Annotated in this window: 15 protein-coding genes, 1 pseudogene and 1 other annotated feature; of the genes and pseudogenes, 11 read left to right on the top strand and 5 right to left on the bottom strand. The window is 62.6% G+C overall.

Annotated elements, in window-relative coordinates:
- Positions 1-16 precede the first annotated feature (16 nt).
- Positions 17-1,248 (bottom strand): IS3 family transposase gene (locus V1261_RS11810; RefSeq protein ID WP_405197982.1). Its coding sequence is split into 2 segments (ribosomal slippage): positions 17-981 and positions 981-1,248, totalling 1,233 coding nucleotides; the frame shifts between segments, so codons are not numbered across the junction.
- 103 nt (positions 1,249-1,351) lie between these two features.
- Positions 1,352-1,459, bottom strand: a pseudogene (locus V1261_RS11805) (IS481 family transposase); the annotation flags it as partial.
- A 306-nt stretch (positions 1,460-1,765) separates the two neighbouring features.
- On the opposite strand from V1261_RS11805, the gene V1261_RS11800 reads away from it, so the two are divergent.
- The 11 genes from V1261_RS11800 (at position 1,766) to V1261_RS11750 (ending at position 13,490) form a co-directional block, all read left to right on the top strand.
- Positions 1,766-3,391, top strand: coding sequence for a phosphoethanolamine transferase (locus V1261_RS11800; RefSeq protein WP_329772004.1), 1,626 nt, complete (start codon positions 1,766-1,768; stop codon positions 3,389-3,391).
- 216 nt (positions 3,392-3,607) lie between these two features.
- Positions 3,608-4,855 (top strand): tyrosine-type recombinase/integrase, encoded by a 1,248-nt coding sequence (locus V1261_RS11795; protein WP_329772003.1) that lies wholly within the window; start codon positions 3,608-3,610, stop codon positions 4,853-4,855.
- Positions 4,856-5,147: 292 nt separating this feature from the next.
- A complete protein-coding gene (locus tag V1261_RS11790; protein WP_329772001.1) occupies positions 5,148-5,384 on the top strand; it encodes a helix-turn-helix transcriptional regulator in 237 nt (78 codons plus the stop codon).
- 12 nt (positions 5,385-5,396) lie between these two features.
- Entirely contained in the window at positions 5,397-5,756 is a 360-nt protein-coding gene (locus tag V1261_RS11785; protein ID WP_329772000.1) for a hypothetical protein, read from the top strand.
- A complete protein-coding gene (locus V1261_RS11780; protein ID WP_329771999.1) occupies positions 5,753-8,173 on the top strand; it encodes a phage/plasmid primase, P4 family in 2,421 nt (806 codons plus the stop codon). Before V1261_RS11785 ends, V1261_RS11780 begins: the two co-directional genes overlap by 4 nt.
- 582 nt (positions 8,174-8,755) lie before the next feature.
- Positions 8,756-9,310, top strand: a complete 555-nt coding sequence (locus V1261_RS11775) for a hypothetical protein (RefSeq protein WP_329771996.1) — start codon at positions 8,756-8,758, stop codon at positions 9,308-9,310.
- A gap of 2 nt (positions 9,311-9,312) precedes the next feature.
- Positions 9,313-9,924 (top strand): recombinase family protein, encoded by a 612-nt coding sequence (locus V1261_RS11770; RefSeq protein WP_329771994.1) that lies wholly within the window; start codon positions 9,313-9,315, stop codon positions 9,922-9,924.
- On the top strand, positions 9,903-10,343 hold the full coding sequence (locus V1261_RS11765; protein ID WP_329771993.1) for a hypothetical protein: 441 nt from the start codon (positions 9,903-9,905) through the stop codon (positions 10,341-10,343). The genes V1261_RS11770 and V1261_RS11765 overlap by 22 nt, the downstream gene beginning before the upstream one ends.
- 443 nt (positions 10,344-10,786) lie before the next feature.
- Positions 10,787-11,539, top strand: a complete 753-nt coding sequence (locus V1261_RS11760; RefSeq protein WP_329771992.1) for a hypothetical protein — start codon at positions 10,787-10,789, stop codon at positions 11,537-11,539.
- Positions 11,540-11,541: 2 nt separating this feature from the next.
- On the top strand, positions 11,542-11,700 hold the full coding sequence (locus V1261_RS11755; protein WP_329771990.1) for a hypothetical protein: 159 nt from the start codon (positions 11,542-11,544) through the stop codon (positions 11,698-11,700).
- A 386-nt stretch (positions 11,701-12,086) separates the two neighbouring features.
- Entirely contained in the window at positions 12,087-13,490 is a 1,404-nt protein-coding gene (locus V1261_RS11750; RefSeq protein WP_329771988.1) for a phage terminase large subunit, read from the top strand.
- A gap of 4 nt (positions 13,491-13,494) precedes the next feature.
- Here V1261_RS11750 and V1261_RS11745 read toward each other — a convergent pair whose 3' ends face one another.
- From V1261_RS11745 to V1261_RS11735, 3 genes are all read right to left on the bottom strand, one after another.
- Complete coding sequence (locus tag V1261_RS11745) at positions 13,495-13,827, bottom strand: hypothetical protein (protein WP_329771987.1); 333 nt, start codon at positions 13,825-13,827, stop codon at positions 13,495-13,497.
- A gap of 118 nt (positions 13,828-13,945) precedes the next feature.
- A complete protein-coding gene (locus V1261_RS11740) occupies positions 13,946-14,179 on the bottom strand; it encodes a hypothetical protein (protein WP_329771985.1) in 234 nt (77 codons plus the stop codon).
- An 81-nt stretch (positions 14,180-14,260) separates the two neighbouring features.
- Positions 14,261-15,495 (bottom strand): IS3 family transposase gene (locus V1261_RS11735; protein WP_329771434.1). Its coding sequence is split into 2 segments (ribosomal slippage): positions 14,261-15,213 and positions 15,213-15,495, totalling 1,236 coding nucleotides; the frame shifts between segments, so codons are not numbered across the junction.
- Positions 15,101-15,217: a sequence feature (AL1L pseudoknot), on the bottom strand. Its footprint overlaps the gene before it by 117 nt.
- Positions 15,496-15,545 lie beyond the last annotated feature (50 nt).

The raw sequence follows: 15,545 nt of genomic DNA, 5'->3' as shown, positions 1-15,545 counted from the left end.
TGGAGTTCCCCCTATCTCACGGACGGTTGAGCGCTGAAGAATTCAGCGCGGTAACGGTGGTATTTTCTACCGGGGACTGCCCGGATTGTGCATTGATTTGCTCGAATTCGTTGGGAGCAAGGTAGCCCAGTGCGCTGTGCAACCGATGTGGGTTGTACCAGCCCTCTATCCAGGTAAACACGGCATGCCTGGCCTCGGTCTGGCTTTTCCAGCTTCTTCGGTTGACCAGTTCGCATTCCAGGCTGGCAAAGAAACTCTCGGCCATGGCGTTGTCGTAAGCATCCCCCACCGATCCCATGCTTGGGCGCACGCCCATTTCCTCGCAACGCTTGCCAAACACCGTGCTGGTGTATTGGCTGCCCTGATCGGAGTGGTGGATGACGCCCTGGGGCTTGCGCGTGAAGGCGGCCATCTCCAACGCCTGCACCACCAGATCGGCCGTCATGCGCGTGCCAAAGGCCCAACCCACTACTTTGCGGCTGTATACGTCGATGACTACCGCCAGATAGGCAAACCCGCTCCAGGTAGGCAGGTAGGTCATGTCTGCCACCCAAAGTTGGTTAGGAGCATCCGCCGCAAAGCGGCGATTGACCAGATCGCTGGCCAGCCCAGCCTCTCGATCACGGCGCGTTGTCACGCACCAGCCGCGCCGGCGGCTGACACCCTTCAGACTCGCCTGACGCATCAGGCGTTCGACGCGCTTCTTGTTGACGATCACCCCATCGCGCGCCAGTTGCGCGACCATGCGCGGCACGCCGTAGGTGGTATCGCTCATCTGATGGATGGCTTTGATGCGCAGCAGCAGCTCGGCATTGGCCTGATCGCGTGCACTGGGTCGGCGATTTAGCCAGTCGTGGTAACCACTGCTGGACACACCCAACACCCGGGCCATGGTGCGTATTGGGAGATCGGCCTGGTTCGCCTGCATCAGCGCGTAGACGGCGTGGACGTCTTCTCGCTTTGTCCGGCAAACCAGGCCGTAGCCTTTGCCAGGATGTCGCGCTCCGTTTGAAGACGCTTGACCTCCCGGCGCAAGCGGACGAGTTCCTCGCGCTCGGACGTTGTCAACACATCCTTGCCGGATAACGGCTTGCCAGCATCGGCTGCAGCGCGTGCAACCCAGTTGGCAATGCTCACCGCTGACACATCGAACTCACGTGCCAGCTCGGATTGGCTGCGACCGGAATGAAACAGCTCGACGATCTGCTGTTTGAATGCCTCGGGGTACGGGGGCTTGGTTTTTCCCATGGGGGCTCCTTTCTTCTCAGTGAAAGTGTCCGTCAAATGGGGGGAACTCCAACTCCAATCAAACCAGTACCCGTCCACCGAAGTGGGTCAACTCCAACTCCACGGTGACCCCAAAGCGCTGCGCCAGCACACGGGCAGTTTCGTTGCTGGCGGCGATCTCGGCACGCACGGCGGGCGTGGTACGAGCGTTCTTGTGCAAAGCGATCATCATGGCCTGGAGCTCCTGCTAGACTGCATGGACGCTATCAATTCTCGCAGAACAGCCCTTGCAGTGAAAAGAGGAAGACGTTTTTCGTCTATGCAATCGTCCGGGATGCGACACCTAGCTCCCGAGGCCACACCGCGCCAAAGTGGCTGAGAAAAGAGCTAACCTACTGTCCCATATGCGGTTTCAAGCCCTGCGTGATTTTCACGAAGGACTTGACGCCGGAACTTTTTTGTGCCTGCGCCAGAAAACTTAAGGATCGCCTAAGTTTCCGGGAAGACCATGGCTGCCGTCATGCACAAGAGGCAGTTCATGCGACTCTCACTCACTCCGAACCAAGGCATTGGCCTGGTCACCGTCTTCTCGCTGGCCGTGTACAACATCGGCTTCTGGCGCAATGTGGCGCAACAGACGCTGCAGCACAACGCCGGCAACCAGCTCTACCTGTGGCTGACGCTGCCGCTGCTGGTCGGCGCCGTGCTCTATCTGGTGCTGCAGCTGCTGTTCTGGCCGCGCGTGCACCGGGTGGTGGTACCGCTGCTGCTGGTACTCAGTGCCGCGGCTTCCTGGGCGGTGATGACGCAGAACATCTATTTCAACGCCGACCAGATCCAGAACATCCTGCAGACTGATCCGAACGAGGCGCGTGCCTGGATGAATCCGCGTTTTATCGGCTGGGCGCTGCTGACCGGTGTGCTGCCGGCCTGGCTCTACTTGAAATACCTGCAGATCAAGCCCGCCGGCAGCCTGTGGCAGGCCTCGGCCTGGCGCGTGGCCGGCATGGTAGTCCCGATCCTGGTGGTACTGGCGATTGCCGCGCTGGGCTACCAGAACTACGCGTCCTTCTTCCGCAACAACAAGGACGTGAAGAACCAGATGCTGCCGGCGGCGCTGGTCTATGCCGGCATCAAGACTGGCTATAACACTTACGATGCCAGCCGTCCGTTCGAGCCGATCGGGCTGGATGCCCAGCGCGTAGCCAGCACGAGTGCCAGCCCACGCAAGCAGGTGCTGGTCGTGGTGGTGGGCGAAACCACGCGTGCGGCCAGCTGGGGCCTGAACCCGGGTGCACCGGCCACCACGCCGCGCCTGGCCGCCATGCCCGATGTGATCAACTACCCGGATACGGCTGCCTGCGGTACCTCGACCGCGATTTCTGTGCCCTGCATGTTTGCGCCCGAATCGCAGGCCGATTTCAACGGCAACCGCGCCAAGCACCAGGAAAACCTGATGGATGTGCTCAAGCGCGTCGGGCTGCAGACGGCCTGGCTGGAAAATGACAGCGGCTGCAAGGGCATCTGCAACCGCATCCCGCACCGCGACATCTATCTGGAAGCGCCCAAGGAGCAGTGCCACGGCAACCTCTGCTATGACAATGCCATGCTGGAGCCGCTGAAACAGACCCTGGCCGGCCTCACTGGCGATGCCGTGATCGTGCTGCACGCCAACGGCAGCCATGGCCCGGCCTATTTCGAGCGCTATTCGCAGCAGGACCGCAAGTTCACCCCGACTTGCGATACCAACCAGATGCAGGATTGCACGCGTGAGCAGCTGCTCAATACCTACCAGAACACCGTCGTGGCGCAAGATGCCATGCTGGCCGATACCATCGCGCTGCTGCAGCAGACCCCCGGCATCAGTCCGGCCATGCTCTACCTGTCCGACCATGGTGAATCGCTGGGTGAGAAGGGCATGTTCCTGCACGCCGCACCTTATGCGGTGGCGCCGGACGAGCAGACCCATGTGCCGATGGTGTTCTGGGGCTCGAAAGATTTCTATGCTGATCGTGGGCTGGATGCCGCCTGCCTCAAGACCCAGGCCGGCAAGCCGCACTCCCAGGACAACCTGTTCCATTCGGTGCTGGGTGCGATGGATGTGAAAACCGCGCTCTATCAGCGTGATCTGGACCTGTTTGCCGGCTGCCGCTCTGGTGCCTGACAAGCCCATGAAAAAGGCTGCCGGAGGGGCAGCCTGATCAGATCCTGGCGGAAGCGGTGTCCCCGGACTTCTGGTCTAGGGCCGTCTCGCTTCATCTTAATTATCCAAGAAATCCAGGGGGTTTAGCAAACCTCATCGTCTTGACTGGTCTTTCCTAACCTCACCTAATCGGTTATTCTTAGTTGGGTAGGTGGTAGGGTATGAAAGGACAGGGCGATGCCAAAGAAGATTGAACCGCTCACCCCGGTTGAGCTGAACCGCAAGATTGAAAAGCTGAAGCAGGCCAGAACCCAAGGCCTGATTGCTGTTGGAGGCGTCCCGGGCCTCCACCTTCAAGTGACCGCCGCCGGGGCGACAACATGGATTCTCCGCTTCACTGCCGGTGTGAAACCCGGAAGCAACAAACCGTGGAGGCGTGACTTAGGCTTGGGCAGCTATGACAGAGTGCCGCTGAAGGACGCCCGAGAGAAAGCGAGGCAGGCGCACGACCGCATAGCCCAAGGTATCGACCCTATCACCGAGAAGCGCGAGCAACGCAGCGCGATGATTGCCGCCCGACTCGCTGAGATCACCTTCGAGGAGGCGTCCAACCAATACATCACCGCGAAGTCGCCTGAGTGGAAGAACGACAAACATGGTCAGCAGTGGATCAACACGCTGACGGTCCATGCGTTCCCGGTCATCGGTTCGCTGCGTGTGGCAGACATCGACCGCGCCCATGTCCTCCGGGTCATCGAACCTATCTGGACCACCAAGACAGAGACTGCCAATCGTGTTCGTGGACGCATTGAGCAGGTTCTTGATTGGGCGACCGTTCGCGGCTTTCGGAAGGGGGAGAACCCGGCACGATGGAGAGGGTATCTGGACAAGGTGCTACCAGCTCGCTCCAAAGTGCAGAAGGTCCAACACCACGCAGCCTTGCCCATCGCGGAGCTGCCCGGCTTCCTGACCCGTCTTCGCCAGCGCAACGGGATCGGAGCCCGGGCGCTTGAGTTCACCATTCTGACCGCTGGGCGCTCCGGCGAGGTGCGCGGTGCGACATGGGATGAAATCGACTTTGAAGCCCGCGTCTGGACTGTCCCGGCGGAGCGCATGAAGGCAGGCAAGGAACACCGGGTGCCGCTGTCGGAATCCGCCATCAAGTTGCTGAATGACCTCCCGCGCATGGAAGACTTCAATCTGGTCTTCCCGCCGCCCCGAGGCCGCAATCCGCTGTCAGACAACACGCTGACGAAGGTTCTCAAGGATATGGAGGTGCCGGTCACTGCTCACGGGTTCCGCTCGACCTTCCGGGACTGGTGCGCAGAGCACACCGAGTTTCCCCGGGAGGTGGCCGAAATGGCGCTGGCTCACACCATTGGCAACGCGGTGGAAGCCGCCTACCGGCGAGGGGACCTGTTCGACAAACGGCGGGCGCTGATGGCGACTTGGGCCGCATTTTGTGATGGAAACTCAGTGGCTTAGCTCTTCTGCTGACTATACTTTTTCGGCTAAGTCGTTGATCTACAATATATTTATCTAGACGGCAACCCGTCTAGGGCAATATAATCGCTCTCAATTGATCGCTGGAACACCGAGGTTGTTGGGGCTGCAATAGGCAGCTTGCACAGGCCGTATAGCAAGGCCCGGGTGTTCTGAATCTCCTGCGGGACAGCGGGGAAGTGGCAAGAGGTCACCCTTGACGGGTGCATCGCTTGCGCTTCCCTGTTTTGCTTTTTTGGGTAGCGCGAGCCTATTGGATTAGGAATCCGCTGCCATGAAAACCAATAAGCAATTCGACCTCCAAGAGGTTGTCCGGGCCGTCGCCAACGCCCAGCAAAGCAAGTCCCTCCGTCCCCGCCAAGTTGCTGAGTTCCTTGGCATCGGTCTGTCCACCGTTTGGGTCTGGGCCAAGCGCCCCGACTTCCCCCGCGCCCGGAAGATCGGCCCGCAAGTCACGGTCTGGGATCGTGATGAGCTGGTCGCGTGGCGTGACGCCCAAGGTCAGCACTGAGGAGCCGCCGTCATGAAACCCACGCAGACAGTTGCGCGGGCGGAGATGGAACGGGCTCGCTATGTAGCTTGGCTGCTGCGCCTCAAGCCTGACGAAATCTTCCCCCACGGTCCCGAGCTGACCGAACAGGGCAATCAATTCCTTGTTGATTGCGTCATTTCCAAACTTCAACAACTAGCGGAAGACGCCGAGAAGGTAGCCCGGTCCGAACAGACCCCGCGCTTTCTTTGGTATCGCAAGACCCTCCAGCACTGCATCGACGTGATGGAAGGCTTGGAGGAGCCGCCGCAACCGAACGCCAATGGCGAATACGCAATCACCAAGGGTTGCCGCCGGGGCGTCTATCTCACGGGGAAGGAGCGTGCACGATGAACGCCTATCCCCAACACGACACCGCCGCCGCTATCGACTTCCTGCGCCGCTGGTCGCCGGATGAGGGCTGGTGCCTCGTCGCCATAGTGCCTGACGGCAAGACCGAGACGCGGACCTTTCAGCCCAGCCAGGCCGAAGAAGCCGCCGCGTGGATCGAATCGCATCAGGGCAAGCGCAACTTGTATTTCACGCCCAACCGGGTCCGCCGCCCCATGAGCGTGAAGCCCAGTAAGCCGGACATTGCCGCCTTCCGTGCCTTCTGGGCAGACCTTGACCCGAGGATCGGGGAAGACCTGACCGAGGAGCGCCAGCGCATCGAAACCCTACTGACAACCGGCCTGCCCAAGGGCATCCCGGAGCCGACCGCCGTTTGTTTCTCTGGCGGGGGGTATCAGGCCCTGTGGCTGCTGACGGAACCGCTCGCCGTGCCGGTCCCGACCGATGACAACCTGGAGCCGTGGGCGCTGGGCGAAAGCTACAACCGCGCCCTTGAACAGTTGTTCAGCTCTGACGCCGTGCACAACTGCGAGCGGGTCCTACGCCTTCCCGGCAGCATCAATGTCCCAAACAAGAAGAAGGCAGCGAAAGGCCGCACGCCTGAACTCGCCCGCCTGATTTCATGGACCGGGGCGACCTACGCGCCGGAATCGTTCCCGAAGGTGGAGCCGACCGCCAGCACCGGCGCACGCCCTGCCACCGGGAAGGCACGCGCCGGGGTCCGGGTGGGTAACGCTACAGGGCTGGGGGTGGATGAGCTGCGGGAGTGGGCGGAGGCGAACGGCAAGCGCATCAACGACGCGACCCTTGCCCGCATCGCAACCGGCACGGACCCGATTGAACCCGGAAAGTATCCGTCAAGGAGTGAGGCCCTGTTCGCTGTCTGCTGCGAGCTTGTACGGGCTGGCTTGGATGATGAGCTGATTTTCCGGGTCATCACCGGCCCCAACGAAATCGCCGCCAGCATCAAGGACAAGCCGAACCCGGCCAAGTACGCCCTTGAGCAGATTGCCCGCGCCCGGGAGACAGTCGGGGAGCTGCCTCCGATGCTTCACCCGGACACGCCGCTGCTGTCTGCCCGGGAGTACGTCCGGCGCAACCATCCCACGTTGATGCAGTACAACGACGATTGGCTGGTGCATGACGGAGCCGCCTACACCGAGATTGAGGAACGCACGGTGCGCTCTGAGCTGTACGGCTTCCTGCATGAGGCCGTGACGCCGGGGAAAGAGGGAGAGCCGCCGCGCCCGTTCAACCCGAACAAGGCCAAAGTGGGGAACGTACTGGACGCGCTGCAAGCCATCGCGCACCGCCCCCGGGATACCTTCGCGCCGCCTTGCTGGCTGGATGGCGAAGGCCCGCCCGCCCATGAGCTGGTCGCCTGCCGTAACGGCCTGCTGCACCTGCCGACCGGGGCGCTGCACGAAAACACCCCGAGGTTCTTCACCCGCAACGCGCTGACCTTCAACCACGATGCCGCCGCCCCGGCTCCGGCTCGCTGGCTGGCCTTTCTTGAGTCGATCTGGTCCGAGGAGCCGGAGGCAATCGGGTTGCTTCAGGAAGTCTTCGGCTATCTGCTGATCCCCGACACGTCCCAGCAGAAGATTTTCATGATGGTAGGGCCTTCCCGCTCAGGCAAGGGAACTATCGCCCGGGTCCTGATGGAGTTGGTAGGACGCCCGAACGTCTGCGCCCCCACGCTGGCAAGCCTGAGCGATCCCTTCGGCCTTGAACCCCTGATTGGCAAACAACTGGCGCTCATGGGGGACGTGCGGCTGGGCGCGAAGACGGATCATGCCGCCGTCGCTGAAAACCTCCTGCGTATCAGCGGGGAAGACACCGTGACGGCAAACCGCAAATACAAGAGGGCATGGGACGGGCGGCTGGCGGTTCGCTTCTTCATCTTGACCAACGTCATGCCCAAGTTCGCGGACGCGAGCAGCGCACTGGCCAATCGCTTCGTGCCGCTGATCATGACCAAGAGCTTTCTTGGTGAGGAGGACGTGGGCCTGACCAACAAGCTGTTGGGCGAGCTGCCGGGAATCCTGAATTGGGCCGTGGAAGGCTGGCGCCGTCTCCGTGAGCGTGGCTACTTCCTGCCACCCCAGTCGTCCCGTGAAGCGGTGCGTGACCTCGCGGAACTGGCCTCCCCGGCGGCTGCGTTCATCAGCGAGCGGTGCCGACTGGACCCCGAGGCGAACACGCCGAAGGATGACCTGTTTTCCGCTTGGCTGAACTGGTGTGAAGCCAACAACGTTCATCCCGGCAACAAGGTTCATTTTGGCGTGAATCTGATGGCGGCTGGCAACGGAAAGATCACGCTCACGAAACCACGGGCGGACGGCAAGCGCATTCCCAGTTACGGGGGAGTTCGCCTACTGACCAAGCCGGACGATGAGCGCCAGCGGCTGCCGTTCTGACAACGAGGGGGCGAATCACGCGAGACGAACGGCGGGGGCAACTCCGCCGTTGTCGTTTCTGAGCCCGGTCTGGGTAGCGGTCCGGGTAACCCGGACCGCTCAAGGGAGCACGTAAGTTCCACCCGTTGATGGACTTTTGGCCTGTTGCTCAAGGGGGCGGTCCGGGCGGTCTGGGTAACTCGCCTATTGTTTTCTATTTTCTACCTACCCCCCTATACCCCTTACCTCTCTGACTCCCCCTATAAGAAAGTTTTCGAGATTTACCCAGACCGCCCGGACCGCCCCAGTAGCGGCTGGGGTTTTACCCGGACCGCTACCCGGACCGCTACCCGGACCGCCCGGACCGGATGCCCAGACCGCCTGCCCGCCCCCTTGAGCGGAAGACCTCGCGCACTGCCGCCCTGAGCCCCAATTCAACAAGTCGGAAAACGTCTCAGAAATCGCCCGCCGTAAGTCCCAGCTTTTCCACAGATTCCACCCCTGCCGTTTTCGCAAGTCGGCAAAGGTTCCTTTTCCGACTGCTTCCAGCTATAGTTTCGGGGCGCATAGCAATAACCGTGCCAACTCGAAAAGGAGCCCACCATGAACCGCCAGACCCTCACTGAACAAGACCTCTCCACGATGACCGGGCCGGAGCTGGTCGCCCTGCACAACGACTGCGCCGCCTCCTTGGGCTGCGAGCCGGTCAAGCGTTTCGGCACAAAGGCGGACGCGATCCGCCGGACGTGGACGAAGGTACAGGCATGGAAAGAAAAGCAGCAGGAGGCAGCACGCCGCCCAGCTCCCGCCCCCGAGGCGAAGCAACCCTGCCCCCGCCGGGGAACGAACGTGCAGCCGAAGGGCTCCCCGGTCCTGCCGTGCGTGATCGGTTCCAAGCAGGCCGTTCTTGTTGATGAGCTGTCCCGCCCCGAAGGCGTGACGATGGCCCAGCTACTCGCCGCGCTGTCCTTGGGCGGGAAGCCTTGGACAGAACCCACGGTGCGCTCCGGCTTCGGCTGGGACATGCGCAACAAGGGCTACGGGGTCCGCTCCTCGTTCGATGAGGGCGGCACGGAGCGTTTCCGCCTCGTGGTCCCGGAGGGGCAGGCGATCCCGCCTCACGCTACCCGCGCCGCCCTGTTGAAGAAGGGGGCCTGAGCATGGCACGTGTCGCCCTGTACGCTCGCGTGAGCACCAACAAGGACCAGACCACGGAAAACCAACTGCTGGCCCTTCGGGATTGGGCCGCAGGCCGGGGCCACACCGTGGCCGGGGAGTACATCGACCAAGGCATCAGCGGGACGAAGGGCCGCGACAAGCGCCCGGGGCTGGACGAAATGCTGCGCGCTGCCACGCTCGGCAAGCTGGACATGGTAGCGGTCACGGCACTCGACCGCCTTGGGCGGAGCCTGCCGCACCTCGTGACCACCGTGGGGGAACTCGAAGCCCTCAAGGTTGGGCTGTTCGTGCGTGACCTCGCGCTGGACACCTCCACCCCCGCCGGTCAGCTCATGTTCAACATCATGGGGTCCCTTGCCCAGTTCGAGCGGGAGCTGATCCGGGAACGGACCTTGTTGGGCCTCGAACGCGCCAAGAAACAGGGGAAGACCTTGGGCCGTCCGAAGGTCACCCCCGGGAAGGAGCAGCGCATTGCCGCCCTTCTCAAGGCAGGAACCCCCATCAATCGAATCATGCGGCTCGCCGGGGTGGCGAAGTCCGTTGTCTACCGCATCAAGAAGGAGGCCGAAGAATGCCCGCCGACAACCAATTAACCACGAAGCCGACCGGGGGCGCACTGGCGCTGCCCGACCTCGAACCCCGGCAGCTCGAACTTGTGCGGATGCTCGCCACCGAGGGCAACCGGGAACACACAATCCGCCGCGCCCTTGGGCTATCCCCCAGCCAGTGGAAACGGCTCAAGGAGGACACCGAGGACGGGGAGCTGTCGCCGCTGGCCCTTGCCCTTGAGGAAGGGCGGGCAGACGGAGCCGGGGAGATTGTCGCCTTCATGAAAGACAAAATGAAGAATGAGCGGGACATCCGCGCCGCTGAATGGCTCGCCTCCAACATCTTCCAAATCAACAAGGGAGACGGCAATGGAGAAGCGCCCCGCGTCCTCATCCAGATTACCGCCGCCCTTTCCCCGGAGGAGTACAGCCGTGTCATCAACATCAACGAAGCCCGGGATTGAGCGCCCCATCATCGCCGCCGTGGCCGTCCTGCTGGCGCTTTCCACGCAGGCGGCAGCGGAAGACCGCGCCCCATACTCCGCCCAGGAGACGATCCGCCGCGCAGGCGTAGGCACCTACTCGCCGCGCCTCGCTCCCCCGGTTCGAGTCGCCCCCTTTGAGCAGGGAACCGGGGGCCGGGACGCGGACCGATTCGAGCGGATGGAGTGCCGGGACGATCCTGTCCAAAAGGTTATTGTCTGCAAGCCGAAATACCCGAAAAAGTAAAGCAAGGCGTTGATCTACAAGTAATTTATTTTCTTGTTGATATTCCCTTGTCTTGGAGTCGGGGCCTATCCTTTCTGTCAGTGTGGGTATTCGCGCCCGCGCATTGGATGGGATGAGCCCCGCCGGTTACGTGTAGTGGTGGCCCTCCCGGTTGTGATAACTGAACAGGAGCCCCGACATGGCAACCATCGACTTCAACACCGTTCCCGCAGGCGTGAACGTATCGGAAGACCGCGCCCAGCAACTCAGCGACCGCGCCACCGAAACCGCCACCGCCTTTTCCCGCAAGATCGAGAAGCTGCAAGCCACCTTCTCCGAAGCCCGTGACGGCTACTCCCGGGAAGCCGAAAACCTGATTGCGTCCTCCGCCACCGAGGACCGCGCCGCCGCTCGGCAGTTCGCCAAGAAGGCAGCGGCCAACAAGATCAACGAACTCCGCCGCAACCTCGTTGCCAGCTCCGAGGCCGAACGCTCCGCGATGCTGAAAGCCCTCAAGGGTTACGCCGACGAAGCCGCCGCCATTCAAGCCATCTGCATGACCCCCGCAATGCTGCTGGGCCGCGTAGCCTTGGGCGATCCGAAGCGCACCCAATACATGCAACAACTCGACGGCGCTGGCCCGGTGGAGATGGAAACCGCCGCCCGTCAGGCGATCATGACCGGGGACCTCGTTCTGGCCTCCGCTATCGCCACGGTTGTTGACCGTCGCCCGAAGGACCGCCGCCCCTTCACCGTGCAGGCCTTCGCGGAGCGTGTGATTGGGCCGATTTGGGACCGCGTGAACACGAAGCTGGAAGGCGTCCAACTCTCCTTCAAGTCCGCGCTGGCCGCTGACCGTGAATTTGTCCGGGGTCAGGCTGATCCGCTGATGAACCTCTCGCTGGCCTTGTCGCAGAAGGCGATGGCCGAAGCCGAAGGCGAGGAGGAATGACCATGGCACAGCACAACGTAACCAAGGCGAAGGCGATCCACGCCCAAGCCCAACAAGTACGGAATGCCCGGGTGGCCGAACTCAAGACCGCCGCGCAGCCGCTCCGGGGCTTCGTGCCTCCGGCTCCCCGTCCGAACGCAAAGCCGCGCAAAGGTCGCTGACATGACAGGGAGAGAGTGGGACCGCTTTTTCATGGCGATCTTCCGGCCTGACTTGCTCCCGTGGTTCGATAGCCTGCCGCTGCCGAAACCATCGGGCCGGGACCCGTTCGAGTCCGATGATGAGGACCCGCCCGCCGTGCTCGCTCCCCTCCCGGTCAAGACAACCAAGCGAGGGGTCCCCGTGAATCGACACCGGGACCCCACGCGCTACCGTTTCATGTCGCCCGAGGGGCAGGAGTTCATCGGGACTCGCTGCGAGTTCGAGGCGGCATTCCCAAAGATAATCAACCCCGGGGCCTTGCATGACCTCGTCAAAGGCAAGTGCCACACCGCGAAGGGTTGGACGTGCTCCGGCGCAGTCCGGTAGGTAGATGGAGGAAATACCAGTGTCCAGCGTGACTCAAACAATCCGCCCGACCCCGTTCCAGAGTCAGGTGCTCATGGTGCCAGAGGATCACTTCCTGTTCTTGGGCGGAGGCCGGGGCGGGGGCAAGTCGTTTGCCTTGCAGCTCCTCATCCTTCGGCACGTCCAGCAATACAAAGCCCGCGCCCGGGTCCTCGTGACGCGCCGCCGCTTGAAGTCCCTCCTTCAGTTCGCGGAGGAACTCCGGGCGCTGCTCCGGTCTGCCTTTGGGCCGGGGGTCCAGTTCAACCAAAATGATGCGATCTTCCGACTGCCCAACGGCGGGACGATCCAGCTCACGCATTGCGAATCGTCCAGCTCCATCAGTGACGTGGCGCAGGGCATGAACTTCTCCCTCATCGCAGTAGATGAAGCGGGCGAAGGTCCGGGAATGGAAGTGATTGACCAGCTCGGGCTATCGCTTCGCGCCCCGGGCGTCCCGCTTCGCATGATCCTGGCCGGTAACCCGGGCGGGGCGAATCACTCCGCCCTCGCTGAACGCTACGTGACTGCCCGTGATCCCTTCGTGCCGTTTGAGTTCGGGGGGAACACTTGGGTGTATTGCCCCAGCGTCCTTGACGACAACCCTCACCTCCCGGACGCCTACCGGCGGAACTTCGAGGTGTTGCGCCATACGGACCCGGCGCTGTACCGGGCGATGCGGACGGGCGACTGGTCCGCGATCACCGGGGACTTCTTCGCCGGGACGTGGCGGGCCGATCAAATGGTCATCGACCATCACGACCTGCCGCCGCACCTGCTGGCCTCGTTGAAGCTCGGGATTGACTGGGGCTCCGCCGCTCCGATGGTCGCAATGCTGGGCGGACAGCTCGCCTATGACGTGCGCTTGCCTGATGACCGGGTGATGAGGAAGGGGGCGTGGGTCTTGTATGACGAACACGCGGAATTTGACCCCCGAAACATCAGCCGGGGAACGGGCCGGACGCCCGGACAGATTGCGCCCGCGATCCACACCATGTGCGCCCGGAACGGGGTCCGCGCCCGGGGGGTCATCGACTCCGCTGCCGAAGCCCGGACCGCTGGGCGAGCGGAGGCCAGCATCAGCGACCTATTCCGGGAGGCCGGGGTCAGGGTCACGCCTGCCCGGAAGGGGCCGCGTGTGCCTCGATTTGAAGCCCTCAAGCAGTTGATGGTGAATGGCGAGTTCTTTGTCACCTCGCGCTGCCGGTTCTGGTTGCAAACCGTTCCGGCGCTGCCCCGCGATCCGCGCACCCCGGAGGACGTTGATACACGGGCCGTGGACCACGCTTTGGACGCCACTTCGTATCTGCTCGCCGGGGCCTCCTCTGGGCAGGTATCCGTGGGCGACTTCGGCGGACAGCCACCGCGCCTCCCCGACACCGGGGAGCGGGTGGTGTACGTCTGAGCGGTCAGACGCCCCCGTGGCCTATCCGGTCCCACGCTTCGCGGAACGGCTCCTGCTCATAGTCCCCGGGTTGCAACCAGTAGGACACCCGCCCGTCCTTCTCGCCCCGGTGGGCGAGTTCCCGGACCTCCGAGGGGAGGAGGACAAAAGCCGAAGGCGCAGGCGTGGCGACCTTGTTCACGATCACCCAGAAATCCCCCATGATCTTGTCCAGCGTTCCCCCGAGGGGAACCGGGTTGCGCTTGCTCAGGGCCTTGACTTGTACCCCGACGAAGCGGGAGGCGTCCCGGCTGTAGGCAATGATGTCCACTCCCCGGGCGTTGCGTGCGGTAGGCATGACGTTCCACCCGAGAAGGGAAAGCCGGTAGCAGCAGTAGTACAGCCCCACGTTGCCCGTGAGCTGGGGGTCTAGCGGAGCGATTCCGTTGCTGTTACTGGGCGTGCTCGCCGGGACCTCAGACGTGCTCAATGTTCTTGACCTTGACGAAGCCGCTGCCGGTATAAACACGCTTCCCGACCGTCAGCACGTTGATGCTCATCGGAGTCGCCCGCCGGTATTCTGGCGGGTACTCGCGGGTGCGCACCCAATCCGCCGCCGGGGTGTCTCGGGGTGGATGGCTCTCTATCTCGATCACCTCGCCGTCCCGGTACTCAATCACGGAACCATCCTCGAAGGTCACACGTAGCATCGTTGTCTCCCTACAAGCATCTGTCATCTGTCGCGTCAGAAGCGAAATGAACCGCCCCGGATTTTGAGGAGGCCGATTGGTTTAAGTTGACACCTCTTCCAAGGTGTTGCTGGCGGCGAGTTGCCTCCAGTAGTGTGCCTCAGCTTCTGCCGGAGGAATACCCCCAATCGGCGTGAGCACTCGGACGTGGTTGAACCAATGCACCCATTGCAGGGTGGCCAGTTCCACGGATTCCCTGGTCTTCCAGGGGCCCCGGCGGTGAATCAGCTCGGCCTTGTACAGCCCGTTGACGGTCTCGGCCAGCGCGTTGTCGTAGCTGTCGCCACGGCTGCCTACGGACGGCTGGATGCCCGCCTGGTCCAGACGCTCGGTGTAGCGGATGCTGACGTACTGACTGCCCCTGTCGCTGTGGTGCGTCAAGGCATGGGCCGCCGGCTGGCGTTCGTACAAGGCTTGCTCCAGCGCATCGAGCACAAAATCCGTGTGCATGCTGCGGCTGACCCGCCAGCCCACGATGCGCCGGGCGTACACGTCAATGACAAAGGCGACATACAGCCAGCCCTGCCAGGTCGAAACGTACGTGAAATCCGACACCCACAACTCGTTGGGGCGGCTGGCCTTGAACTGGCGTTTGACGTGGTCCAGCGGACACGGTGCTGACGTATCCGGCATCGTCGTGCGCACCGTCTTGCCACGGCGCACTCCTTGCAATCCCATCTCGCGCATCAGTCGCTCGACAGTACAGCGCGCCACCCGGATGCCTTCGCGATTGAGCTGCAGCCAGACCTTGTCGGCGCCATAGACCTGCCAGTTGGCATGCCACACGCGCTGGACATCTGCCTTCAAATGGTCGTCACGCTGCGCACGCGCACTGCGCAGTTGCGGGTTGCGCTGGCGAGCAGCATGGCGCCAGTAGCACGAAGGGGCCATCTGCAGCACCCGGCAGATGGGCTCGACCCCGTAATCATCGCGATGGCGATCGATGTAGGCCTTCACGACTTGAGCCGGCGGTCGAGCTCCGCCTGGGCAAAAAACGCGCTGGCCGTCTTCAGGATGTCATTGGCCCGGCGCAGTTCCTTGACCTCGCGTTCCAGCTCCTTGATCCGCTGCGCATCTGCTGTGGTGGTGCCGGCACGCAGGCCAGCGTCGATCTCGGCTTTCTTGACCCATTCAAGCAAGGTATAGGGTACGCAGCCGATCTTGGGGGCAATCGACTCGACCGCCGCCCACAGTGAAGCGTAGTCGGCTCGGTGCTCCTGCACCATGCGAACGGCGCGCTGGCGAACTTCCGGGGAAAACTTGTTGGACTTGTTCATGGCTCCATCTTCTCAAGAGTTGAGCTCTCCTCAAAATCCGGGGCGGTTCA

The organism is Brachymonas sp. J145, assembly GCF_036312245.1.
Taxonomy (GTDB): Bacteria; Pseudomonadota; Gammaproteobacteria; order Burkholderiales; family Burkholderiaceae_C; genus Brachymonas; species Brachymonas wangyanguii.
Note: the sequence above shows the minus strand (reverse complement) of the source record. Positions and strands in the feature narration are given on the sequence as shown.

Excerpts from the sequence above, each read along its gene's own strand:
- V1261_RS11800 (WP_329772004.1), top strand. The coding sequence starts at position 1,766 with ATGCGACTCTCACTCACTCCGAACCAAGGCATTGGCCTGGTCACCGTC.
- V1261_RS11795 (WP_329772003.1), top strand. The coding sequence starts at position 3,608 with ATGCCAAAGAAGATTGAACCGCTCACCCCGGTTGAGCTGAACCGCAAG.
- V1261_RS11790 (WP_329772001.1), top strand. The coding sequence starts at position 5,148 with ATGAAAACCAATAAGCAATTCGACCTCCAAGAGGTTGTCCGGGCCGTC.
- V1261_RS11785 (WP_329772000.1), top strand. The coding sequence starts at position 5,397 with ATGAAACCCACGCAGACAGTTGCGCGGGCGGAGATGGAACGGGCTCGC.
- V1261_RS11780 (WP_329771999.1), top strand. The coding sequence starts at position 5,753 with ATGAACGCCTATCCCCAACACGACACCGCCGCCGCTATCGACTTCCTG.
- V1261_RS11775 (WP_329771996.1), top strand. The coding sequence starts at position 8,756 with ATGAACCGCCAGACCCTCACTGAACAAGACCTCTCCACGATGACCGGG.
- V1261_RS11770 (WP_329771994.1), top strand. The coding sequence starts at position 9,313 with ATGGCACGTGTCGCCCTGTACGCTCGCGTGAGCACCAACAAGGACCAG.
- V1261_RS11765 (WP_329771993.1), top strand. The coding sequence starts at position 9,903 with ATGCCCGCCGACAACCAATTAACCACGAAGCCGACCGGGGGCGCACTG.
- V1261_RS11760 (WP_329771992.1), top strand. The coding sequence starts at position 10,787 with ATGGCAACCATCGACTTCAACACCGTTCCCGCAGGCGTGAACGTATCG.
- V1261_RS11755 (WP_329771990.1), top strand. The coding sequence starts at position 11,542 with ATGGCACAGCACAACGTAACCAAGGCGAAGGCGATCCACGCCCAAGCC.
- V1261_RS11745 (WP_329771987.1), bottom strand. The coding sequence starts at position 13,827 with ATGCCTACCGCACGCAACGCCCGGGGAGTGGACATCATTGCCTACAGC.
- V1261_RS11740 (WP_329771985.1), bottom strand. The coding sequence starts at position 14,179 with ATGCTACGTGTGACCTTCGAGGATGGTTCCGTGATTGAGTACCGGGAC.